Here is a 20,753-nt window from a genome sequence, read left to right on the forward strand (position 1 = left end):
AACATCATAAGAACCGATTTACGGCAGCATTTATGTCCGGTGCGTTTGCAATGGCAGAGATTATGCATATACCATCGGCTCCATTTTCCAGACAGGCCATGTAATTGTCCGGGGTGATGCCGCCTATCGCCACCATCGGCATATCGCCGATCAGGCGTCTCATGTCAGCCAGTCCTTTCGGCTTAATGGCCTTGCCGGCATCCGCTTTTGAAAGTGTTGCATAGACAGGGCCGGTGCCTATATAACTGACTTTTTCAAGGTTGCTTGATGCCAATTCTTCTGCGTTACCTACAGATAGGCCGATGATCTTATCGTCAAAATAGGGAGGGAGATTTTGGGGCTCGATATCATCCTGGCCAATGTGTACCCCATCGGCTCCGATTTCTTCAGCCAATGTGTAATCATCATCAATGATGAAGGGAACTTCATAGCTATTGCATAATTCTTTGATTTTAGAAGCTGCCTCCATCAGTTCCGCGCCTTCCAAGGCTCTGCTCCCCTTTTCCCTGAGCTGGAACATTGTGACACCAGCGTCCAAAGCTTTCTCAACCACAGTGAGGAGGTTCTCATCCGTATTGGAACTTCCACAGATAAAATATAGTTCAAGTGCGTTTTTATTCATCATCTGGCCACCACTTTCCGTTCTTTGAGCAAGTTGTCATCATTCAAATACAGCTCATCGATCAGCTTTGTGGCAAAAGTGCCTGGGGTTGGATGTTCCTGGGCCGAAGCCGCCTTTTCAGCGCATAGATTATAATAGCTGACTGCATCAATGACGGATTGATCATCGAACCGGTCTGAAGTGCCAAGGAATGCACAGATGATTGCACCAAGGAGGCAGCCGGATCCCGTCACTCTTCCCTGCAGGGGATGGCCGCTATCCATTATCGAAACTCCGTTCCCAGTCATGAGGGCGTCTTGCGCGCCTGTAACAAGTACAGGGGTCCTGTACCGATCATAGGCCTTGCCTGCAATTTCTTCGACAGGAGTCTCTTCTTTCGAGTCGACCCCCTTCATATTGCTTTCAGCCCCTGACAGCGCATGCATTTCCCCAGCATTTCCCTTAATGAGTGACACTTCGTGGCGTGATAAAAGCTGCTCTGTAATCTCCACCCTGAAGCGTGAAGCACCAAATCCAACTGGGTCAAATACAATCGGCACGTTATTCCTGTTTGCTTCCTTCATCATCTCATCCATGACCTGTAGTTTGGATTGGTCTGCAGTACCAATGTTGACGAGGAGTGCAGAAGCAGATTTCATCAGATCTGAAGCTTCTGCGACTTCCCCGCCTACAAGTGGCGAAGCGCCTATCGCAAGTAGCCCATTAGCTGTGAAGTTTTTGACGACATCATTTGTGATGCAGACAACAAGCGGGTTCATCTCTCTGAGTCTATTTATATTATCCATCAATTACTCTCCTTTATAGCTGAAATGGCTGACTGGTCCATTACCTTTTCCGATATTTGGGTTATATCTGATTGCCGAAGTGATATAGCGCTTAGCGGTACGGAAACTTTCTTCGATCGATTTCCCCTTGGCCAACTCTGCTGTCATCACTGCTGAAAATGTGCATCCTGTGCCATGTGTGTTAGTTGTATCGATACGCGTTTCACTGAGTTCTATTGCATTGTCTGCAGTAAATAAATAGTCTGTAGGACCTGAATCCAGATGTCCGCCTGTTATTACAACGCTCTGCACCCCGATGTCATTCAGGAAGATATCGGCAGCTTTCTTAATATCCCCCTCACTGCTGATTTGTTGGCCACTGATCTTCTCTGCTTCATGTATGTTTGGTGTAACGGTCAAAGCAAGGGGTAAAAGCTGTGTTCTGAGGAATTCAGCAGCATCTTCATCTATGAGTGGATCACCGCTTGTGGCAATCATGACCGGATCGATGATATAGGGGACTTGGTGGTGTTCAACACACTCTTTTATGACTGTCATCATCTCTTCGTTGGCAATCATGCCGCTTTTCATGGCGTCTGGCACTTCGTCGGAAAAGATGCTGTCCAATTGTTCCTGTAGAAACTGTCCCGGGATATTATGGACATCTTGGACGCCGATGGTATTTTGTGCGGTCAGGGCGGTGATTGCGGCCATTCCGAAAACCTGCCGTGAATGGAAGGTTTTGATATCAGCCAAAACACCAGCGCCGCCAGTCGGATCGGTCCCTGCAACCGTCAATGCAATGGGCATTCTAGACATTCATATCCACCTCCGCCCAGTGTTCTCTTGTCATCGCCATATTGAAGAAACGCCTCTCATGCTCCGCACTCTCCCTGAAATTTTTGCGCAGCAGGCCTATTTCATAATCATTCATTTTCCCCGCTTCTTTGTCGATGGCTTTGAACATCACATCAGCCGTCTCATCGATGTTACCACTGTAGAATTCGAACCATCCCCGGTATTGGTGGTTTTCTTGGAATACGTTTTGCGCCATCGCCTTTTCCGCCAACTTTTGATAGATGTAGGGGCACGGTGCCATGGCACTTAGTGTGAATGCGATATTTTCCTTAGCATAGGCGTTATAGTACATATGTTTAATATAATGATCGGCAGAAGGATACCATTCTCCATCCTCTATGATTTCTGCATATGGCCTCCCTACAGCTCTTGCCAGAATTTCATGTGCCTCGACCTCTCCCCCAAGTATGAAGCGCATCTCTTCGAGAAGATATTCCATCATTTCCTTGGAAGTGGTCTTCGAGATCAGCATGGCATAAATATTTGCAAATTCCTCAAGATATAATGCATCTGCCTGGAGATAGTGGATGAGTGAAGCGTGAGAAATATCTTCATTTATGAGCCCTTGGATGAAATCATCCCCGTAAATTTCGTCAATAAACTGCTCTGCATCCTGCTTCAGTTGTGTACTTAACATCATAATCCTCCTATTAGAATGATAAAAACCCATTTCCAGCGTAGGAAATGGGTTTAGTATGAAGACAGGATATGTCCGACCATCCCACATTCCTTACGCTGGCATTATCCAGATCAAGTCAAAGGGATCGGTCTGTGACCGTCTCAGCTAAAAAGCACCCCTAGTGGTGTTGCGTATTCAATTGATTCCCATGTTAGCCGACTCGTCCCTTAAAGTCAAATAGGAGCTTGAGCCACCAGACTGCCGAGGTGTGCCGACAATTTCCCGGGAAATTCAATAAGGAAATCATCTGGGTCCATCAGCCATAAAAAAGACATGGCCGTGCGGCCATGTCTTTTACTCGGCACTTAATTCATCATGAATCAGATTGATGTTGTAATTCAGATACTTGATGTAGGTGTCCACTTCTTCACCTGGTTTTCCGATTTCATCTGAATAGATCGGTTTCTCGGAAAAAGGAACGCCCGTCTGATCGGAGACGGTCTCCATCGGACGCGGATCGACGTTCGATTCGATGAACAGTACAGGCACATCATTTTCTTCAATGAATGAAACAAGTGAATTTATCTGGTTGGGTGAGCCTGTATCTTCAGTATCAATCGCCCATATATACCCTTCCTTCAAACCGTAATCACTGGCAAGATATTGGAAGGCGCGTTCACTTGTAACAAGTACCCGGTCTTCTTTCGGAATGTCATCTATCTTCTGCTGGTAATCCCTTTCTACATCTTTCAATCGTTTAAGATATTCGTCAGCCCGCTTCTCATAGTTTTCTTTTCTTTCCGGGTCTTTTTCAATGAAAGCGTCACGCATATCCTCTGCCATCTTTATCCCTACTTTAGGACTGATGAAAGCATGCGGGTTGATTTCTTCTGCTTGGGTCTCTTCATCAGTGATGTACATTGGTTCGATGCGGTCTGATAGGGAGTAGACATCGTCTGGGTCTTGATTGACGGAATCGATCATTTTAAAGAACCAACCATTTCCACCACCTTCAAGGTTCAAGCCGTTATAGAAAAGAATATCTGCGTCAGTGGCTTTTTTCATGTCTTTAGGAAGTGGTTCATATTCATGGGGATCCGTGCCGGTCGGTACGAGGTTATGGATGTCGACATCCTCGCCTCCAATCTCACGGGCGAGATCTTCTAGAATCGTAAAGGATGTGACCACTTTCAATTTTTCATCCTCATTCGCTTCACTCGCGGCACTGCTTTCATTTGAACAAGCATTCAACACTAGTACGACCATCAACAGGCCGATCAGATAAGTAATCTTATTCTTCATGTTTAATCTCTCCTAAAAATTTATAATGGATCATCAATTATGATTTTTTCATCTTGCGAAGCTTTGGCCACAACACACCTTGTTTTGGAGAAAAGATCAGCACCAATACAAAGAGGATGGCTGAAGCGATGGCTATGACCGGGCCGGAAGGCAGATCATGCATATAGCTGTAATAGATGCCGACCACTGCAGCGCTGGCTCCAAAAATTGAAGATAGCACAATCATGATGGATAGGCGGTTCGTCAGCAGATAGGCGGTCGAAGCTGGTGTAATCAGTAGTGAGACTACAAGTATCACTCCGACTGTCTGCAGGGACGCCACTGCAACAAGTGTCAATAGTACCATCAGACCATAATGGATGAAGCGGGTATTCAATCCATAAACCCGTGCCATCGTCTCATCGAATGTTGCAATGAGCAGTTCTTTATAAAAGACCACGATGATGATAATGACCAGAAGGCTGACCCCTGCAGTGATCCACATATCAGAAGTCCTGACGTGCAGGACGTTACCGAACAGTATCTGCGTCAGATCTGTTGCACTCTGCGCTTTTGTAATCAGTATGATCCCTAGGGCCAAAGCAGTTGAGAACACTATTCCGATCGAAGCATCTGTTTTGATCCTGCTGTTTTGGCTGATGCCACCTATCCCCACTGCAGCAATCACTCCTGCTACTACAGCCCCATAGAAATAAGAAATGCCCAACATGTAGGAAATGGCGATGCCAGGCAGTACTGCATGGGAAATGGCATCTCCCATCAGCGACATGCCGCGCAGTACGATAAAACTGCCAATTACACCAGATATGATGCCGACCATTATTGAAGTGATCAATGCTTTCTGGAGGTAATCATAGAACAATAGGTCATTCAAAAAACTCATGATAATTTACCTCCCATGTTCTTTAAGACAGCTAATGGTGCGTTAAAGGTTTTCTCCATCAGATCTGGCGTGAATACTTCAGAAACCGGTCCTGCAGCAACCAATCCCCCATTCACCAAGATCAAGTCATCAAAATAATCTTTTACTTTGGTCAGATCATGGTGGATGACGAATAGTGTTTTTCCCTGGTCCCTCAATTCCTTAAGAATTTTGATGATGACTTCCTCGCTATGGATGTCGATTCCGACAAATGGCTCATCCATGAAGAATATATCTGCATTTTGGGCCAGACTCCTTGCTAAGAACACCCTTTGCTGTTGCCCACCTGAAAGTTCTCCTATCTGTTTATCGGCAAACTCTTCCATTCCAACTTTTCTCAATGCCTCCATGGCTCTCGTCTTTTCCTTCTCTTTAGGGCGGCTGAATAAGCCCAATTTGGGATAGGTGCCTTGTATTACCGTATCTTTGACCAGGATTGGGAAATTCCAATCTATATTTGATCTTTGGGGAATATAGGCGATATTCTTGCGGATTTTATCGATGGATTTTCCAAATATCTGTACTTCCCCCGAATCTTTCGGCACCAGACCAAGGACTGATTTTACAAATGTTGATTTTCCGGAACCATTCGGTCCGATGATGCCGATCAGCTTGCCCGAATCAACAGAAATATCAAGGTTTTTTATGGCGATTTTATTAGAATATGAAACTGTTAAATCTTTAACGACGAGTGACTCTTCCAAAACGTGATCCCCCTATTGCTTTATATCCCAATGGGATAGCGAATATTAGGGATCCCTAAGTTAGGGCTCCCTAAACTTAATTCACTATAACAAAAGTTCTTGGATTTTACAAATGAAATTACTGAAGATATGCAAAACTGCAGTCATTCAAGTAAATTAAAAGGGACCTACTGCATTTAGTAGGCCCCTGCTAGAATCAACTTTCAAATTTGCTTAGTTTATTTATTTTTTCTTCATACTTCGGCATTTTATTCTTCAATAGCAGGACTAATGATATGAGGATGGAAGCTGCCAGTATCGTCGTGAGCAATACATAGATTACCGTACTGAAATTATAATCGAATCCTTGATTGAATACTGCATCCCTGAAACCGGTCACTACAAAGGCCATCGGTACCACTTGATAGAGTCCCTGGTAGAAATCGCTTGAGGTCTCTATCGGGAAAGTACCGGCACTTGATGATAATTGGATGATGAGCAGTACGATGCCTAAAAACTTTCCGAAATTCCCAAAAATCATGACCAGTAGTCCAATCATTGCAATGGAGGCAGTCGACCACACCAGCATGGCCAGGAAGAATTTCCCGTGGCTGGCGATTTCAATCTGCATAATCCAGACTATAACAATATATAACAGCGTCGACATCAATAACGCATGGCTAAGGAACAGTGAGATTCTGCTCACCCACTGGCGTAGTACAGATTGTCTGTCTTCGAAAATCTTATTCATCGGGTAGACGACATTGAAGGTGATGCTGCCAATGAACAAGCTTACTGCAATGATGAGCGGCGCAAAGCTCTGGGCATAATTCTGGGTATCTACAATACTTTCATGATCCAGATTAACGGGTGCGGCAATGGCTTTTGCACCATCTTCCGTAAAGGCAATATTATTTTCATCCAACTGGGATAAAACCTCATTGAACCTTGTATCAATTTCATCGAGTGCACCAGCAAGTTCTCCCGAACCTTCCACCAAATCCCCTGTGCCAGACTCAAGCTGTGATAAACCGGAATTCAACTCACTAGCCCCTTGGGTTAACTGCGAGCTGCCCGCTTCGATTTGCCCTGCACCTTCCTCTAGTTCTCTTTGTGCACCTAAAACCATCTGGGCGTTGTTGCCGAGGATCGGTGAGAATTGTTCCAATTGTCCTGTGAACTGCGTTTCACCATCATGAAGTGCTTTTGACGACTGACTGAGCTGACCGGCCCCCTCATTAACCTCAGCAGCGCCCTGATTCAATTGGGCAGTACTTTCTTCAGCTTCGATCAATCCATCATTGAGATCATGGGCGCCATTTTTTAGGTCAGCCAATGCCTGCTTGGCTTCATCACTTTGTTCCGAGAGGTCATTCAGTTGGCCGATGAGTGTGGATGTATAAGTTTCAGTGATGCTCGTTTTTACAGTATCCGTCAGCATGGAACCAGCCTGTTCAGACATTATCGAGCCGATGAAATTATGCCCTGGATTCGTTTTCAACACCATATCCACTGGTTTCGGATCATCGCTCAAAAAAGTCATTGCATTGTCGGAGGCATCTTCAGGAATCTGCAGATAACCGTACGAATCCCCTTTTTGCAGTGCTTTTTTGGCCTCATCCAAGTCGGTGAACTGCCAATCAAGCTGATTATTCTCCTTAAGTTCCTCTTCTATTTCCATGCCTAGATCAATATCTTCGTTACCCTTATCTTCGTTTACGATATGGAAAGCCATATCACCGGTACGATCATAGGGGTTCCACATGGCACCGAGAAAGATGGATGCATATATGACGGGCAATAAAGAGATGACGAGAAGGGAAGTTAGAAGCATTGGTTTTTTGAAGATAAATTTAAAATCTTGAAACATTGAATCACCTTTCCATTATTTATGCTAAAATATAATTAATGAACATTGTGTACAATAAAGTATTATATGTTGTTTTATTGATTGTTCAATGGTTAATATAATCCATTGTGTGGGATAACCGACATAAAGACTGGAAAGGTTGGGTATTTTTGAAGAAAGATCTGAGGGTACAGAAAACATTACAGAGCATAGATGATGCCATCATCAGGCTACTGAAAGAGAAGCCGTTTGAAAATATCACGATAAAAGATATAAGTGACGAAGCGATGATCAACAGGGGAACTTTCTATAGCCATTACAGCGACAAATATGAATTGATAGAGAGTTTTCAGGTTGCACTTGTTTCAGACATCGAAGAATTACTGTATGGCAACATTGTAGGAGAGAGTTTCAGCGAGATTGCGGAAAGTCAGGTTAAAGAGACTATCGTGAAAGTTTTTGAGTACCTTGAGGAAAATCGAATACGCGTGTTGACGGTAGCCAACAGTGTGGGCACCACAGAGTTTGCGAAGTATTTTTCCCGTCATATGTATAACTTCTATAAAGTGAAGAGTGAGGAGTTCGGTGTCGATTTGAACTCGGAGGGGTTTACGGATTACTTGATAACATATGTGACGAATGCTCATATGGGCATTTTTTTGAAATGGCTTAAAAATGACTGTCAGGAATCGACCGAAGAGATGGCGGGTCTAATTGAAACATTCACCATAAATGGCGTGTTTAAGGCAATTGATATATGAGCTGATTCTTATTATGAGCAAAGATCTAATCGAGCGATAGCCAGATAAAAATATAGGCCCGTACCGGGGCGAAAGGTGACTGAATTGAAGAAATTAATGTATCTAATTACCATTATCATTATACTGGGAGCATGCCAGTCCCCCGAAAAGATGGAGCAGAATACAAGTTCCGTAAAAGGCTCCCAGGGAGAAGAGAATAATCCGGAAAAGACAGAACAAAAAGAATCTAAGTCTATCGAAGAATCGAATTATCCAGGGATAGATATCATTACTGAAATTGAAGACACTGAAACATTGAACGCCAGCACGCAATATCCCGAAACCGCTGTTGATTCGATTGATGATGCAATCAAGCAATATATTGAAGCTGAGAGGAACCATTTCAATAAACAACTTGAAGATTTTGAAGTGCCGCCTTCAGGCCAGGAAGCAATTTTCAACCTCAGCTATGAAACTGAGCGCATAAATGACAATCTTTATACATTCGACTTTACTACATATATGTTTACATATGGGGCCAATGGCGAAACGAGGAAGAATATAATGATGGCTGATGTAAAAGACCAAGAAATAATAGAAGGCCAGGATATATTCGATGATACTGCAGAAAACAGAAAATTATTTTATGATTATATTCTTGAATACGCAGAAGAAGACGAAGACTTGAGTCTCTATCTATTTGAAGATGAATTGAAGAAATGGATCGAAGCCCCGGATAATGACTTCAATAATCTTTATATAACAAAAGAAGGATTAGGTTTGTCGTTCAATGAGTATGAGATAGCAGCGGGTGCTGCGGGGAGTATCGAGGTAAAGATACCTTTCGATCAAGCACAAAATCTTGTGAAGGAAGAATACACCCGATTTCTGGAGACGTCTAACGTAGACGATGGCGCACAGGAGCAACGGGATACGGAAGCGGAAGTATATACTGAACGGGCGATTGATCAACAGACAAAGAAAGTGGCACTTACTTTTGATGATGGACCCCATCCAGAGCATACTTTGAATATACTCGATACACTTGATGAATATGATGCAAAAGCAACATTCTTTATGCAAGGTAAAAGGATAGAGTATTACATGGATGTTGCGAAAGAGGTAGCGGAGAGAGGTCATGAGATCGGCAACCATTCGATGAACCATCCAGATTTCACCACACTTTCCTTTAAACAGATCGATATTGAAGTATCCCGGACCAATCAATTGATAATGCAGGCGACAGGGTTGAAGCCTACGGTCTTTAGACCACCGTATGGAAGTACGAATGAGGAAATCAATAATTTCATCGACATGGAGCCAGTGCTTTGGACGATAGACACGGAAGACTGGAAAAATAAGGACCCTAATATAATTGAGAAGAGAATAAGGGTTAACATGCATGATGACGCTATTATTTTGATGCATGATATTCATGGAACAACGGCTCAAGCACTGCCTGATATTTTGGAATATTTGTCTTCTGAAGGATATGAATTTGTAACTGTTTCAGAATTGGACTAATAAATTACCCCGCCGATATCATAAATTGATATCGGCGGGGTTTTAATCTACCTATTATTCATTAATGGAAAAGAATGATCAGCTATCAGATTGTTCTACGAACAGATACTGCGAAGCGGAACTGCTTAGCTCTATATCAATCCCTTGGGTTAGATTCTTGACCAACAGTGAATCATTGGCTAAGTCACGGCTGATGACTGTCAACTTATCCCCGACATTCAGCTTTTTATTTTTAAAATAGGATACGAGATCACTTTCATTGACTATTCTGGAAATAAACAATGTTTCTTCATCCCCAGCTTCTGACAGACGGTAGATATGATGTTCCTGATTGTCTATCAAATTCAATGGAATGGCACCTCCATGAGGGCAATATTCAGGGTGTCCAAGGTACCTCTCCAGACGATCAGCTAGAATATTGCTGGTGGCATGCTCCAAAACTTCAGCTTCATCATGGACTTCATCAATTTCAAACCCCAGATTATCGACAAGAAACACTTCCCATAGACGATGTTTATGGATAAGGTGTTTTGCACGCTCAGCCCCTTCGGGAGTCAATAGACTGCCTTTATAAGGAAAATATTCGGTCCACCCTATTTTTTCAAGACTGACCATCATTTCCGTGACTGTAGGCGGGGATGTACCCAAACGCTCTGCTATTTCCTTGTTAGACACTTTTGTCACCTGGCCACCCAAATCGAAAAGTGCTTTAATATAATCTTCTTTTTTAGGACTCATCTCGACTCTCCTTATATTCCGGGCTGGGAATAGGCATATTGGTATTTGTCTTATGACAACATCTGACCATTATTATAGTTTATAAATGACGTGAGGACAAAGTTTATATGTACAGCGCAAGATTGGAACGTAAGAAAGAAAAAACCCTTACCACATGGAAATCATCCATACGATAAGGGTTGATATATGCTAGCTTACATCCTACCACCAGTTATTTTGCTGACGGAAAGCCATAGCTGCTTCTACAGAACCGTAGCGCTCTTGAGCGTAGTTGATCATGCCTTTTGTCTGTGTTTCAACAGATCCAGTACCCCAGTGTTCTTTTGTTTGACCTAGGCCTCTGTAGCCGAGGTGATTGACTGCATTCGGGTTACCGCTTGATTCTGGCATAACGATGTTACTCCACATTGCTTGTGTACCACCGGCAGCAAGGAATTGCTCTTTTACTGAACCGTTAGAAGATGCTTGTGGGCTTGGAGCAGATTGTTTTTGAGTCTGAACTGTTTCTTGGACAGGTTCAGGTGTAGAAGTTTCAACAGTTTCTGTTTGTTGAGGTGCTTGCTCTTGAGTATTGTTTTGAACTGTTTCCTGTGTATCGTAGGATTCAGTTACTTTTGGTGCAGGCTCTTGAGTCTGTGCTTTTGGCTGAGGTGCTACGCTTACGCTGTTATCGTAGTTGCCATAAGACCAAGTGTACTGTGTACCGTTGGACTCGAAGTTGTAGTCCACACCGTTAAGAGTGAAGTTATACTCATATGCGCCTTCATGGATTGGAGCGTTGTTCAATTCAGCAGCGCCGTTCTGAGCCATTGCCGCAAGTTCTTCTTTGTTGATGTCCTGAGCAGAAGCTTCTGCAGATTGGCCAGTAGCGAGTGAAGTGATTCCAAGTCCAAGTGCCATAGTAGTAGTCAATATTGTTTTCTTCATTAAATTTCATCCTCCAAAAAGGTATATATTAAACGTAGTCTTACCGTTGCGTTCATCAAGATTAAGGTGTTTATTTCTAAGACAGTGAATAATATATCATGGATTAGAAGATAGTGGGTTACAGTCCAATAATAAGGAGATTACAATTTAGGGCTGTTAGTGTAATATTGACATCTTACTGTATTATTTCTGAATATTATCATGCGAAAGATACGATATTGCCCTTTTTAATGGACTTTATAGCCGAAAATAGAAAAATTGGATGATAGTTGGTCTGAAATTAAAAATAATCCACATCATCGGGATGTGGATTATAACATGATCTGTATTCAGTTTGAGGGCGCCCTCTAAAGTTTAAGGCGTGGAGGGTCAGATATACTTGCGGCCTCTTGCAGTCGCAAGTTGTTCTCCTTCTTCCATATATTTTTCGATGCCTTCGGCTGCTCGATATGCCAATGCACCGATGGTAGGTGTCGGGTGGTGGCCGCCGAACTGCGGGAAGGCAGATCCGCCCACGACGAACAAGTTATCTACATCCCACATCTGAAGATAGTTATTTACTGCAGATGTTTCAGGGTCATCGCCCATGACGACACCGCCGGTATAGTGTCCACCGGAATATACATGGTCGAATTCATCTGGCACTTCCCCATCTTCAATGATGTCAGCACCCATTTCTTCCATGATTTCGTGACATTTTTCGATACCGAATTTACCGATGTTCCTTTCCTGATCGCCAAATTTGTAAGTAGCGCGTAAGAGAGGGTCACCGTACTCATCTTTATATGTTGGATCAAGATCGAGATAGTTATGCCAGTAGGACATGGTAATCGCTGTATACCATATTACTAATGAGCGGTAGGCATAATGGAGTGATTTGTCTTTGTACTCTTTTCCCCAGCTTGGTGTATCTCCCGGTACATGGCCACTGCTTGAAATAGCTCCGAATCCATATTGCCTCAATTCAATGGCACCGCCGCCGATGAAATCAAGGTCCGAGTGGTCGAAGTTATCTGCAGCATAATCGTTTACAGCAGCCCCGAGTGCCCCGGCCCCCATATAAAGGTTGAATTTCTCATTTTCGAAATAACCACGTGCGCCATGGAAAGCAGAGTTATACTGGCCATTGAAATTACGACCGATCGTCCCTTTTTTCGTCTCGGGGTCGTATTGTTCACCAATATCGGAAAGCATCAGCAGACGGTTATTTGAAAATGCGAATGCTGCCAATACGACTACATCTGCAGGTTGTTCATATTCGTCACCAGTTGCTTCATCGACATACATGACACCAGTTGCTTTCTTGGAATCATCATCGTACAGTACACGGCGCACATTCGCACGTGTCCTCAGTTCGAAGTTATCATGTCTTGAAGCAGTTTTTACTACGGTTGCGATAGGATCTGATTTAGCGGAGAAATCACACCCGGCCCGTGTACAGAATGAACAGTACATGCAGGCGTTGAGCTGCTCCCCATCTGGATTCTCATAATTTTGTGAGAGGTTGCCTGCTGCAATCTGGAAAGGATGTAAGCCGAGATTCTTTGCCGCATCCTTAAAAAGCTTCAGCGAAGGTGTTTCTTTTAGAGGTGGATTTGGCCATGGTTTTTTCCTCTCTGGTGCCATTGGGTCCTGCTCTCCTGAAATGCCGGCAGTATATTCCCACTTCTCGTAGTATTTCTCCATCTCATCATAAGTAATGCCCCAATCCTGAAGATTCATATCTTCAGGAATTTTATCTTCACCGTAACGGTCAATCGTCTGGCTCCGTATTTCGAATTCATATGGCCAATAGCGGTATGAGGCACCAGCCCAGTGTACACTGGCTCCGCCGACACCAGTTCCAAGCTGCATATCTTCCATCGTGCGTACCGGCAGAGCGGTTTCATCGATTTCATTTCTTGAAGTGATGGTGTCGCCAGAGAGTTCCTGCATTATTTGATAGCGGTTATCAAACCTCAGTTCATCTTTGACGCCAATATAATCTTCTCTGGTTTTGTCGGCACCTTTTTCCAGTGCTACGACCTTTTTCCCGGCTTTAGCCATCTCGGCGCTTACGATGCCTCCGGCCCATCCCATACCTACTACAACGACGTCCACCTTATCTAACTTTTCGGCCATCTATACGCCACCTCCCTGATATTTCCTTAGTGCTTCCGGCTCCAATGATTGGAACTCTTTTGATTCTATTTCATTAGTCCAACCCATACGGGGTCCAGGATATTCGATCATTTTCCATCCTTGCATATCCTTATTGCCACCATATGCAGGATCAGAATAGACGCCTTCTATCGTCATATTTCTGAGCAGGTTAAAGAAGAATTCAGAAGTTACCCCTTTAATGTCAACATCCCCTGCTTCGAAACTTTTCAGGATTTCATCTTGTGCCGCTCCGTCAAGATCCGGGAACGCCTTATCATGTTTTTCATTGCTTACTTCATCCAGACGTCTCAAACCGAAAAGGAATATGTCCCCACGTATCAGTTTTGCCTGAAGTCCATGTGTGTCTGAAGCCATCGGTTTAAAAGGCCCCATTGTGTAATCTTGGCTGTTCTGCCCGTAGAACCCACTCATCTGGCGATCGATGAAGTAAGGCACGCCGAGGGCAATAGCCCCAGGACCGTTGTCATCTTCAGGGTAGATACGCTCAGTAGCTGCAGCCAACGTTTCGAAATCTTCACTCCGGCTGAAGAAAGTACGCGCAGCCACATTGCCATCTTCGGCACCAGAATCGGATCCGGTTGTTTCATTGGAAGTTGCGGTTTCTTCATCATCGAATAGATCTGTTTGATCCATAACGACCCCGCCGAGTAAAGAACCTCCAATGATTCCGCCGGTAAATACTCCGGTGGTCTTTAAAAAGTCACGTCTTGAAAATTGCTTTTCATTATCATTGCCGCTCATAGTCGTTCTCCTTCCATAGGGTTATTTAGACATAAATTGAACATATCCATACTCTAAGTCTAACTTTAAAATTGATGATGTCAATGAACATAATAAAATAAAAAACAATATATTGACGGGCTATTAGGAAATGATTAAGTGTAGGGACACAGTTAATATAGATAGACTTATGTTAAGACAACTATGGTTCATCAAATTGAGTTGCCAGAGCAGTTTTTTAAAATGATGCCAGTTGTAAAAATAATACCGGGTAGGGTATAATGATATTTAATAGAAAGGGGGGATACAGATGTTTTCAATCTTTAATCCAATAAAATCTGTTTCCACGGAAGAATTGGCTGAAGCACTGCAAAGGAATAGTAAGCTACTCGATGTAAGAACTCCAGGGGAATACCGCTCCGGTCATATCAGAAAATCCATCAATCTGCCATTAAATAAAGTATCTGATTACAAAGATGACTCAAAACCAGTCTACATCATCTGCCAATCCGGCATGAGGAGTAAGAAAGCGGCGAAAGTTCTCAGGAAAAAAGGTATAGAAGCAATAAATGTACGCGGGGGAATGAACCAGTGGCGGGGCAAGCAAGTGACAGCGCAATAATAAGAAACTGGCATCGGCACTTAAATTAATACTCGAGTGAATGATTCCACAATAGTCAGGATTGTAATCTGAGTAATGCATGGTACATTGGAGGGGCATGGCTTACTCGGTGTAAAAGCATGATTCGGCATCAATGCCATATAAGAATAATGGGAGTGTGGGTATGGATATTAAGGTTCTGTATGAAGATAATCATCTTCTTATTGTTGAGAAGCCAGTGAATCTACTGGTGCAGGGAGATGATTCGAAAGATGAGGATCTACTGAATATATTAAAAGGGTACATTAAAGAAAAGTACAACAAGCCGGGGGACGTCTATCTGGGTCTGGTACACAGGCTTGATCGCCCTGTGGGAGGCGCGATTGTGTTTGCGAGGACTTCAAAAGCCGCTTCAAGATTATCCGAAGCACTGAGGAATCATCAGATCTACCGTAAGTATGTTGCTGTAACGCGTGGACATCTGCCTGAAAACCGGGGAAGGTTGACCGATTATCTTTGGAAGGACCGCAAAAAGAATATAGTAAGTGTAGTCAAGCCGGATAAAAAAGATGCTAAACAGGCAGTGATGGATTACAAAGTTCTAAAAAGCAACGAAGAAGGCAGCCTGATTGAAATCGAATTGAAGACAGGACGTCCCCACCAGATAAGGGTTCAGTTAGCCAATCAAGGGACACCGCTTTATGGTGATCAGAAATACGGACAAAATATAAATAAACCAGGTCAGCAAATAGCACTTTGGGCTTCCAAATTGAGTGTGAAGCACCCTACAAAAGATGAAATGGTCGTCGTTGAATGCCCACCGCCGAAAACATACCCTTGGTCGTATTACATTTGAATGCTGAAGGTATCTAACCCATCTAAACCCCCCCTTAAGTTAAAAACTAACTTAAGGGGGGGTTTAGATGGAATCTATCGTTTCCTGTGTTCAGGTTGGCCAGCATCAGCCGTTCAATCTTCTCTTTTTAATCTAGATTTCAAATCTTTGTCTTCAAAGACTTTAGCCTTAGATGGATAACGCGGGTGGTCTTCCCTTAGGGAGCGGAACAATGACCACATCATAAAGATGATGACGAGTGAGAATGGCAGTGCCGCGATAATCAGTAAATTCTGTATCCCTTGTGTACCGCCAGTATAGATCATAATGAGGGCGAAAGCAGATAAGGTGATGCCCCAGATGATCTTGACTAAGCCGCTCGGGAAATTATTGCCGTTTGTCGTCAGCATTCCGATCACGTATGTTGCCGAATCGGCGGAAGTGATGAAGAATACAGCGATGACGATGAGTGTAAGCAGACTCAGCAAGAAGCCCAATGGATAATGTTCAAACATTGCAAACGTGGCAGTTTCTGTGGCAAACCCTGAAATATCCGCTATGCCATTCTCCTGCAGATTGATTGCTGAACCCCCAAATACCGCAAAGAATATGAAGCATACGAGTGTTGGAGCAAATAAAACGCCCAGTATGAATTCTTTGATGGTCCGCCCTTTCGACACACGGGCGATGAAGATGCCGACAAACGGAGCCCAGGAAATCCACCATGCCCAGTAGAAAACAGTCCAATTCTCAAGCCATGCAAATGCATCACTATCGTTCATGGGCAGCCGCAGGCTCATATCGAAGAAGCCAGAAATGTAATTTCCAAGGGAATTGGTGAACATATTAAGGACATAAAGTGTAGGACCGACAATGAAAAGGCCGACCAGTACTATAACTGCAATAACCATATTGAAATTGCTTAACATCTTAATGCCTTTATTGATGCCGGACCAGGTCGACCATGTGAATAGTAGGGTCGCTACCGCTATGATGAGAAACTGGACAAGGAAATTAGCGGGAATTCCAAAAAGGAAATTGAACCCCTGATTGATCTGTAAAGCGCCAAAACCGAGGGTTGCAGCCACACCCGTCACTGTAGCGATTACAGCAAGCACATCCAGGAAGGTACCTAGGGCACCCTGCATCAATTTTTCTCCAAATAGAGGAGTTAACGTGGCACTCACAAGCCCTTTATAGCCTTTATGAAAATTAAAATAGGCAAACACAAGCGCCACTATCCCATATACCGCCCATGCGTGTATGCCCCAGTGGAAGAAAGAAAACTGCATAGCCTGATCAATGGCTTGCTGCGATCCGGGGGATGCAATAGGCGATGAGGAGAAAGCGTGGCTAATCGGTTCGGCTGTAGTCCAAAAAACCAATCCTATGCCCATGCCGGCACTAAACAGCATCGCGAACCAGGAATGAAGAGAGAATTCCGGTTCTTCCCCCTCTTTACCAAGAGTAATACTGCTGAACCTTGAAAAAAGAAGGTAGATGCACACAAAAAGTATGGCTAATACCAGCAGTAGATAGTACCAGCTGAAATTTGTGGATATGAGTGATGTTACGTATTGCGTAGATGACTCCAGTCTCTTAGGTAAGGCTGCTCCCACTGCTACGAAGAGGATACAGATGGCTAAAGCCCACCAGAAGACCGAGCTTATGGATTTTTTATCATTCAACTCAACCACTCCTATATATGAAAGAATATGATGTTGCCCGGGAAATGCGTGGGGAGGATGGAATGTCTACTGATCTATCAGCAGGCATTCTGATTAGGCGGATTTATTCTATCAGGCCCGCTCTAACAAGATAATCTTTTGCAACGCGGTAAGGATTTTCATTTTCCACCGCAACTCTATAGTTCATCTCCTGCATTTCTTCGTTCGATATTTTCCCTGCCAACTTGTTCAATGGCTCGACTATTTCCGGATGCTCCTCCAAGTAGGCCTCCTTGAAAAGAGGTGCCCCCTGATAAGGAGGGAATACATTCTGGTCATCCTCCAGGATTACCATCCCGAATTGTCTGAGTTCAGCATCTGTTGAATATGCATCGACAAGATTGATGTCACCACTCTCCACGGCTTGGTACCTAAGGCTCGGTTCCATAGTGCGTACATTGTTGAAATCAAGGTCATACGTTTCTTTTATTGCTGGATAGCCATCTGCCCTGTCGTTGAACTCAAGAGTGAAGCCAGGTTTTATCTCATCTTCTATACTTCTCAAGTCCCCTATCGTTTTAAGGTCATTCTCTTCTGCAAATTCTTCCTTTACGGCAAGTGTATAGGTATTATTGTATTCCATCGGTTTAAGAAGCGTCATGTCAAACTCTTCTTCCAGACTGGACTTAGCCTGTTCATAGACAGCTTCTTCTTCTTTGGAATCGAGTTCTTCTTTAGTCAACTCGCCAAGGACCGTCCCCGTAAATTCGAGGTAACCGTCAATGTCATCGGATTTCAAGGCACTGAATAGGAAAGAGGTCTTACCGAGTCCATCTTCGACTTTAACGGCATAGTCTGTTTCTTCTTCAATAAGTATTTTATACATATTTGTGATGATGGAAGGCTCTGTTCCGAGTTTTCCGGCGATGGTCACTGTTTCATCCTTTTGGGAGAAGAGCGGCCCTACTGAGATCAGCAACATGGCCAGAAGTATTGCACCGAGCGTAATGGTTATTTTCTTATAGGATAGGTTCTGGATTATCCTAAGCGCAACATCAAAGAATATCGCAAGCAATGCTGCAGGAATAGCACCGAGTATAATCAAGGAAGTGTTGTTGCGGTCGATTCCGAGTAATATCAAGTCCCCGAGACCGCCAGCCCCGATTAACGCGGCGAGTGTCGCTGTCCCAATGATAAGTACCATGGCTGTACGTATACCAGCCATTATGACAGGCATTGCAATGGGGAGTTCAACCTTTGTCAGACGTCTCATTGGCTTCATGCCTATCCCGCTCGCTGCTTCCACCAGAGAATCATCGACCTCGTCGATGCCCGTGAATGTGTTTCTGAGTATAGGCAGCAATGCGTATATGACGAGGGCGATTACTGCCGGCACTTTACCAATGCCAAACAATGGTATCATAAGGCCGAGCAGTGCGAGAGAAGGTATCGTCTGCAAGACGGCTGCAGTATTGATGACTGCTTCCGATAGTTTTTTTGTTTTCGTAAGTGCGATGCCAAGTGGTACTCCTATAAGGACCGCAATAAGTAAAGCGATGAATGAGATCTGGATGTGTTCTATCAAAGTGGTGAGGAGTTCGCCTTTCCTATTGCTGAAAGTTTCGAAAAAAGTACTCATTAGCGATCCCCTTCCTTGTTGCTAGACATGTACTTGAAAACATCTTTGGGACGGACCCGCTTCCTGCCCTGTTCAGTAAGGACGATTACACTGTCATTTTCCGACAAGTGGTCGAATGCGTCCCGGAGGGAAGCATTGCCAGAAAGTTCAGGAACACCGATATTTTCCTCCCCATCTAACGGGGGTATGTCTTTAGTTAATTCGCCTAAAGCCACTTGTTGCATACGATAATTGTCCAGATCACCAATGAACTCTCTAACGAAATCATTGGCAGGCTGTGACATGAATTCGTCAGGCGTGCCGATCTGTTCAACTTTGCCTTCCCTGAGCAAACAGATTCTGTCACCAAGTTTCAAAGCTTCCTGGATATCGTGTGTGACAAATACAATGGTTTTTTTAATCTTTTTCTGAAGGTCTACAAGATCATCCTGGAGTTTTTCCCGGCTGATCGGATCAAGTGCGCTGAATGGTTCATCCATGAGGATGACAGGCGGATCTGCTGCAAGAGCCCGGACGACGCCCACCCGCTGCTGCTGACCCCCGGATAGTTCCCCCGGATAGCGATTTTTAAACTGTTTCGGTTCAAGCCCGACCATATTCATCAGATCGTCTATCCGGGCGTCAATCTCCTTGGTGGACCACTTCTTCATCTGTGGTACCTGAGCGATATTTTCTTTGATGGTCATGTGCGGGAACAATGCAATCTGCTGTAGGACATAACCGATATCCCACCGCATTTCATAGACCGGATATTCACTGATGGGGTTATCCTTGAAATAAATATATCCATTCGATAAGGAAATAAGCCGGTTGATCATCTTCAAAGTGGTGGTCTTGCCACAACCTGAAGGGCCGATCAGAACAAAAGTCTCGCCTTCTTCAATGTTGAAGCTTACATCTTCAACCGCTAACTTGTCGCCATACCGCTTGGTAACATTTTCAAATTTAATCATAGAGTCTCTCCTAGTTAAATGACTTATTAGGTATGTGAATGGATGGGAAGGTCAGGTCTCGGCAGGATAGACGACTGTACCATCTTCTTCAATAATAGGCATGGCGCCCCACTTTCCAAGTTTATGTTCAACGACCTGGGGGGCGTCCTTGTCATAGATCAGATGATGCACACCCCAACCGTTTGCCGCCATCCAATTGCTGATTATAAGCCGGTGGCAGCGTGCAGGGTGTCTTTCAGAACACATGCAGGCTACTCTATAATTCTCAGCTTTAATTTTGATTTCTTGAATCCCTTCCATAAACTCATCTGTCAGGGTGTAATCAGCGTAATTATGAAACGATTGGTTGCGCCATCCATCGTTCAGATTACTCCCCACTACGGAGGAGAGGCCTTTTCTACCACCGAGAAGCGGGTGATGCCGATAGGTTATATGTGATTCTTCGAGCCATTCGCTCATTTGTCCTATATCAAAATGAGGATGTTTACGGCTATGGGGAAATGCGCGTATATCAGCAATGTAATCAATCTTTTCATAAGCGAGCAATTTTAGGAATTCGGTTTGGCTATTTGTGGAATGCCCCACTGTATAAACGTCCATAACAGCCACTCCTCCAGTCTAACATTC

The 20,753-nt window shown here is 43.9% G+C and carries 20 protein-coding genes and 1 riboswitch; of the genes, 4 read left to right on the forward strand and 16 right to left on the reverse strand.

The window, feature by feature from the left end:
- Window positions 1–4 precede the first annotated feature (4 nt).
- The 8 genes from thiE to ACFFLE_RS04990 all read right to left on the reverse strand — a co-directional run bounded on the left by thiE (window position 5) and on the right by ACFFLE_RS04990 (window position 7,640).
- Window positions 5–625, reverse strand: a complete 621-nt coding sequence (gene thiE / locus ACFFLE_RS04955) for a thiamine phosphate synthase (RefSeq protein ID WP_380570044.1) — start codon at window positions 623–625, stop codon at window positions 5–7.
- The gene (gene thiM, locus ACFFLE_RS04960) at window positions 622–1,407 is read right to left on the reverse strand and encodes a hydroxyethylthiazole kinase (RefSeq protein WP_380570045.1); all 786 of its coding nucleotides are present in this window, start codon (window positions 1,405–1,407) and stop codon (window positions 622–624) included. The genes thiE and thiM overlap by 4 nt, the downstream gene beginning before the upstream one ends.
- A 3-nt stretch (window positions 1,408–1,410) precedes the next feature.
- On the reverse strand, window positions 1,411–2,205 hold the full coding sequence (thiD, locus tag ACFFLE_RS04965) for a bifunctional hydroxymethylpyrimidine kinase/phosphomethylpyrimidine kinase (RefSeq protein ID WP_380570046.1): 795 nt from the start codon (window positions 2,203–2,205) through the stop codon (window positions 1,411–1,413).
- Entirely contained in the window at window positions 2,198–2,884 is a 687-nt protein-coding gene (gene tenA, locus ACFFLE_RS04970; RefSeq protein ID WP_380570047.1) for a thiaminase II, read from the reverse strand. The genes thiD and tenA overlap by 8 nt, the downstream gene beginning before the upstream one ends.
- A gap of 69 nt (window positions 2,885–2,953) precedes the next feature.
- Window positions 2,954–3,053, reverse strand: a riboswitch (TPP riboswitch).
- A gap of 164 nt (window positions 3,054–3,217) precedes the next feature.
- Window positions 3,218–4,165: a metal ABC transporter solute-binding protein, Zn/Mn family gene (locus tag ACFFLE_RS04975; protein ID WP_380570048.1), complete on the reverse strand. Its 948-nt coding sequence runs from the start codon at window positions 4,163–4,165 to the stop codon at window positions 3,218–3,220.
- A gap of 37 nt (window positions 4,166–4,202) precedes the next feature.
- Window positions 4,203–5,048: a metal ABC transporter permease gene (locus ACFFLE_RS04980; RefSeq protein WP_380570049.1), complete on the reverse strand. Its 846-nt coding sequence runs from the start codon at window positions 5,046–5,048 to the stop codon at window positions 4,203–4,205.
- Entirely contained in the window at window positions 5,045–5,791 is a 747-nt protein-coding gene (locus tag ACFFLE_RS04985) for a metal ABC transporter ATP-binding protein (RefSeq protein ID WP_380570050.1), read from the reverse strand. Before ACFFLE_RS04985 ends, ACFFLE_RS04980 begins: the two co-directional genes overlap by 4 nt.
- A gap of 196 nt (window positions 5,792–5,987) precedes the next feature.
- Window positions 5,988–7,640 (reverse strand): YhgE/Pip family protein, encoded by a 1,653-nt coding sequence (locus tag ACFFLE_RS04990; protein WP_380570051.1) that lies wholly within the window; start codon window positions 7,638–7,640, stop codon window positions 5,988–5,990.
- A 149-nt stretch (window positions 7,641–7,789) separates the two neighbouring features.
- On the opposite strand from ACFFLE_RS04990, the gene ACFFLE_RS04995 reads away from it, so the two are divergent.
- Both ACFFLE_RS04995 and ACFFLE_RS05000 read left to right on the forward strand, forming a co-directional pair.
- The gene (locus ACFFLE_RS04995; protein ID WP_380570052.1) at window positions 7,790–8,380 is read left to right on the forward strand and encodes a TetR/AcrR family transcriptional regulator; all 591 of its coding nucleotides are present in this window, start codon (window positions 7,790–7,792) and stop codon (window positions 8,378–8,380) included.
- A gap of 84 nt (window positions 8,381–8,464) precedes the next feature.
- Window positions 8,465–9,883, forward strand: a complete 1,419-nt coding sequence (locus ACFFLE_RS05000; RefSeq protein WP_380570053.1) for a polysaccharide deacetylase family protein — start codon at window positions 8,465–8,467, stop codon at window positions 9,881–9,883.
- Window positions 9,884–9,961: 78 nt separating this feature from the next.
- Here the strand turns inward: ACFFLE_RS05000 and ACFFLE_RS05005 are convergent, their stop codons facing one another.
- The 4 genes from ACFFLE_RS05005 to ACFFLE_RS05020 form a co-directional block, all read right to left on the reverse strand.
- Window positions 9,962–10,621 carry a metal-dependent transcriptional regulator gene (locus ACFFLE_RS05005; protein WP_344700720.1) on the reverse strand — a complete coding sequence of 220 codons (660 nt, stop codon included), beginning with the start codon at window positions 10,619–10,621 and terminating at the stop codon, window positions 9,962–9,964.
- 201 nt (window positions 10,622–10,822) lie between these two features.
- Complete coding sequence (locus tag ACFFLE_RS05010) at window positions 10,823–11,548, reverse strand: aggregation-promoting factor C-terminal-like domain-containing protein (protein WP_380570054.1); 726 nt, start codon at window positions 11,546–11,548, stop codon at window positions 10,823–10,825.
- A 369-nt stretch (window positions 11,549–11,917) separates the two neighbouring features.
- Window positions 11,918–13,669, reverse strand: coding sequence for a GMC family oxidoreductase (locus ACFFLE_RS05015; protein WP_380570055.1), 1,752 nt, complete (start codon window positions 13,667–13,669; stop codon window positions 11,918–11,920).
- On the reverse strand, window positions 13,670–14,452 hold the full coding sequence (locus ACFFLE_RS05020) for a gluconate 2-dehydrogenase subunit 3 family protein (RefSeq protein ID WP_380570056.1): 783 nt from the start codon (window positions 14,450–14,452) through the stop codon (window positions 13,670–13,672). It lies immediately after the preceding gene.
- A 289-nt stretch (window positions 14,453–14,741) separates the two neighbouring features.
- Here ACFFLE_RS05020 and ACFFLE_RS05025 point away from each other — a divergent pair, with 289 nt between their 5' ends.
- Window positions 14,742–15,053 (forward strand): rhodanese-like domain-containing protein, encoded by a 312-nt coding sequence (locus ACFFLE_RS05025; RefSeq protein WP_380570057.1) that lies wholly within the window; start codon window positions 14,742–14,744, stop codon window positions 15,051–15,053.
- 163 nt (window positions 15,054–15,216) lie between these two features.
- A complete protein-coding gene (locus tag ACFFLE_RS05030) occupies window positions 15,217–15,888 on the forward strand; it encodes an RluA family pseudouridine synthase (protein WP_380570058.1) in 672 nt (223 codons plus the stop codon).
- 113 nt (window positions 15,889–16,001) lie between these two features.
- On the opposite strand, the gene ACFFLE_RS05035 is transcribed toward ACFFLE_RS05030, so the two are convergent.
- From ACFFLE_RS05035 to ACFFLE_RS05050, 4 genes are all read right to left on the reverse strand, one after another.
- On the reverse strand, window positions 16,002–17,564 hold the full coding sequence (locus tag ACFFLE_RS05035) for a BCCT family transporter (protein ID WP_380570059.1): 1,563 nt from the start codon (window positions 17,562–17,564) through the stop codon (window positions 16,002–16,004).
- A 94-nt stretch (window positions 17,565–17,658) separates the two neighbouring features.
- On the reverse strand, window positions 17,659–19,173 hold the full coding sequence (locus ACFFLE_RS05040; protein ID WP_380570060.1) for an ABC transporter permease/substrate-binding protein: 1,515 nt from the start codon (window positions 19,171–19,173) through the stop codon (window positions 17,659–17,661).
- On the reverse strand, window positions 19,173–20,126 hold the full coding sequence (locus tag ACFFLE_RS05045; protein WP_380570061.1) for an ABC transporter ATP-binding protein: 954 nt from the start codon (window positions 20,124–20,126) through the stop codon (window positions 19,173–19,175). Before ACFFLE_RS05045 ends, ACFFLE_RS05040 begins: the two co-directional genes overlap by 1 nt.
- Window positions 20,127–20,177: 51 nt before the next feature.
- Window positions 20,178–20,726, reverse strand: a complete 549-nt coding sequence (locus tag ACFFLE_RS05050) for a DUF488 domain-containing protein (protein ID WP_380570062.1) — start codon at window positions 20,724–20,726, stop codon at window positions 20,178–20,180.
- Window positions 20,727–20,753 lie beyond the last annotated feature (27 nt).

Source organism: Salinicoccus siamensis, assembly GCF_042429615.1.
Taxonomy (GTDB): Bacteria; Bacillota; Bacilli; order Staphylococcales; family Salinicoccaceae; genus Salinicoccus; species Salinicoccus siamensis.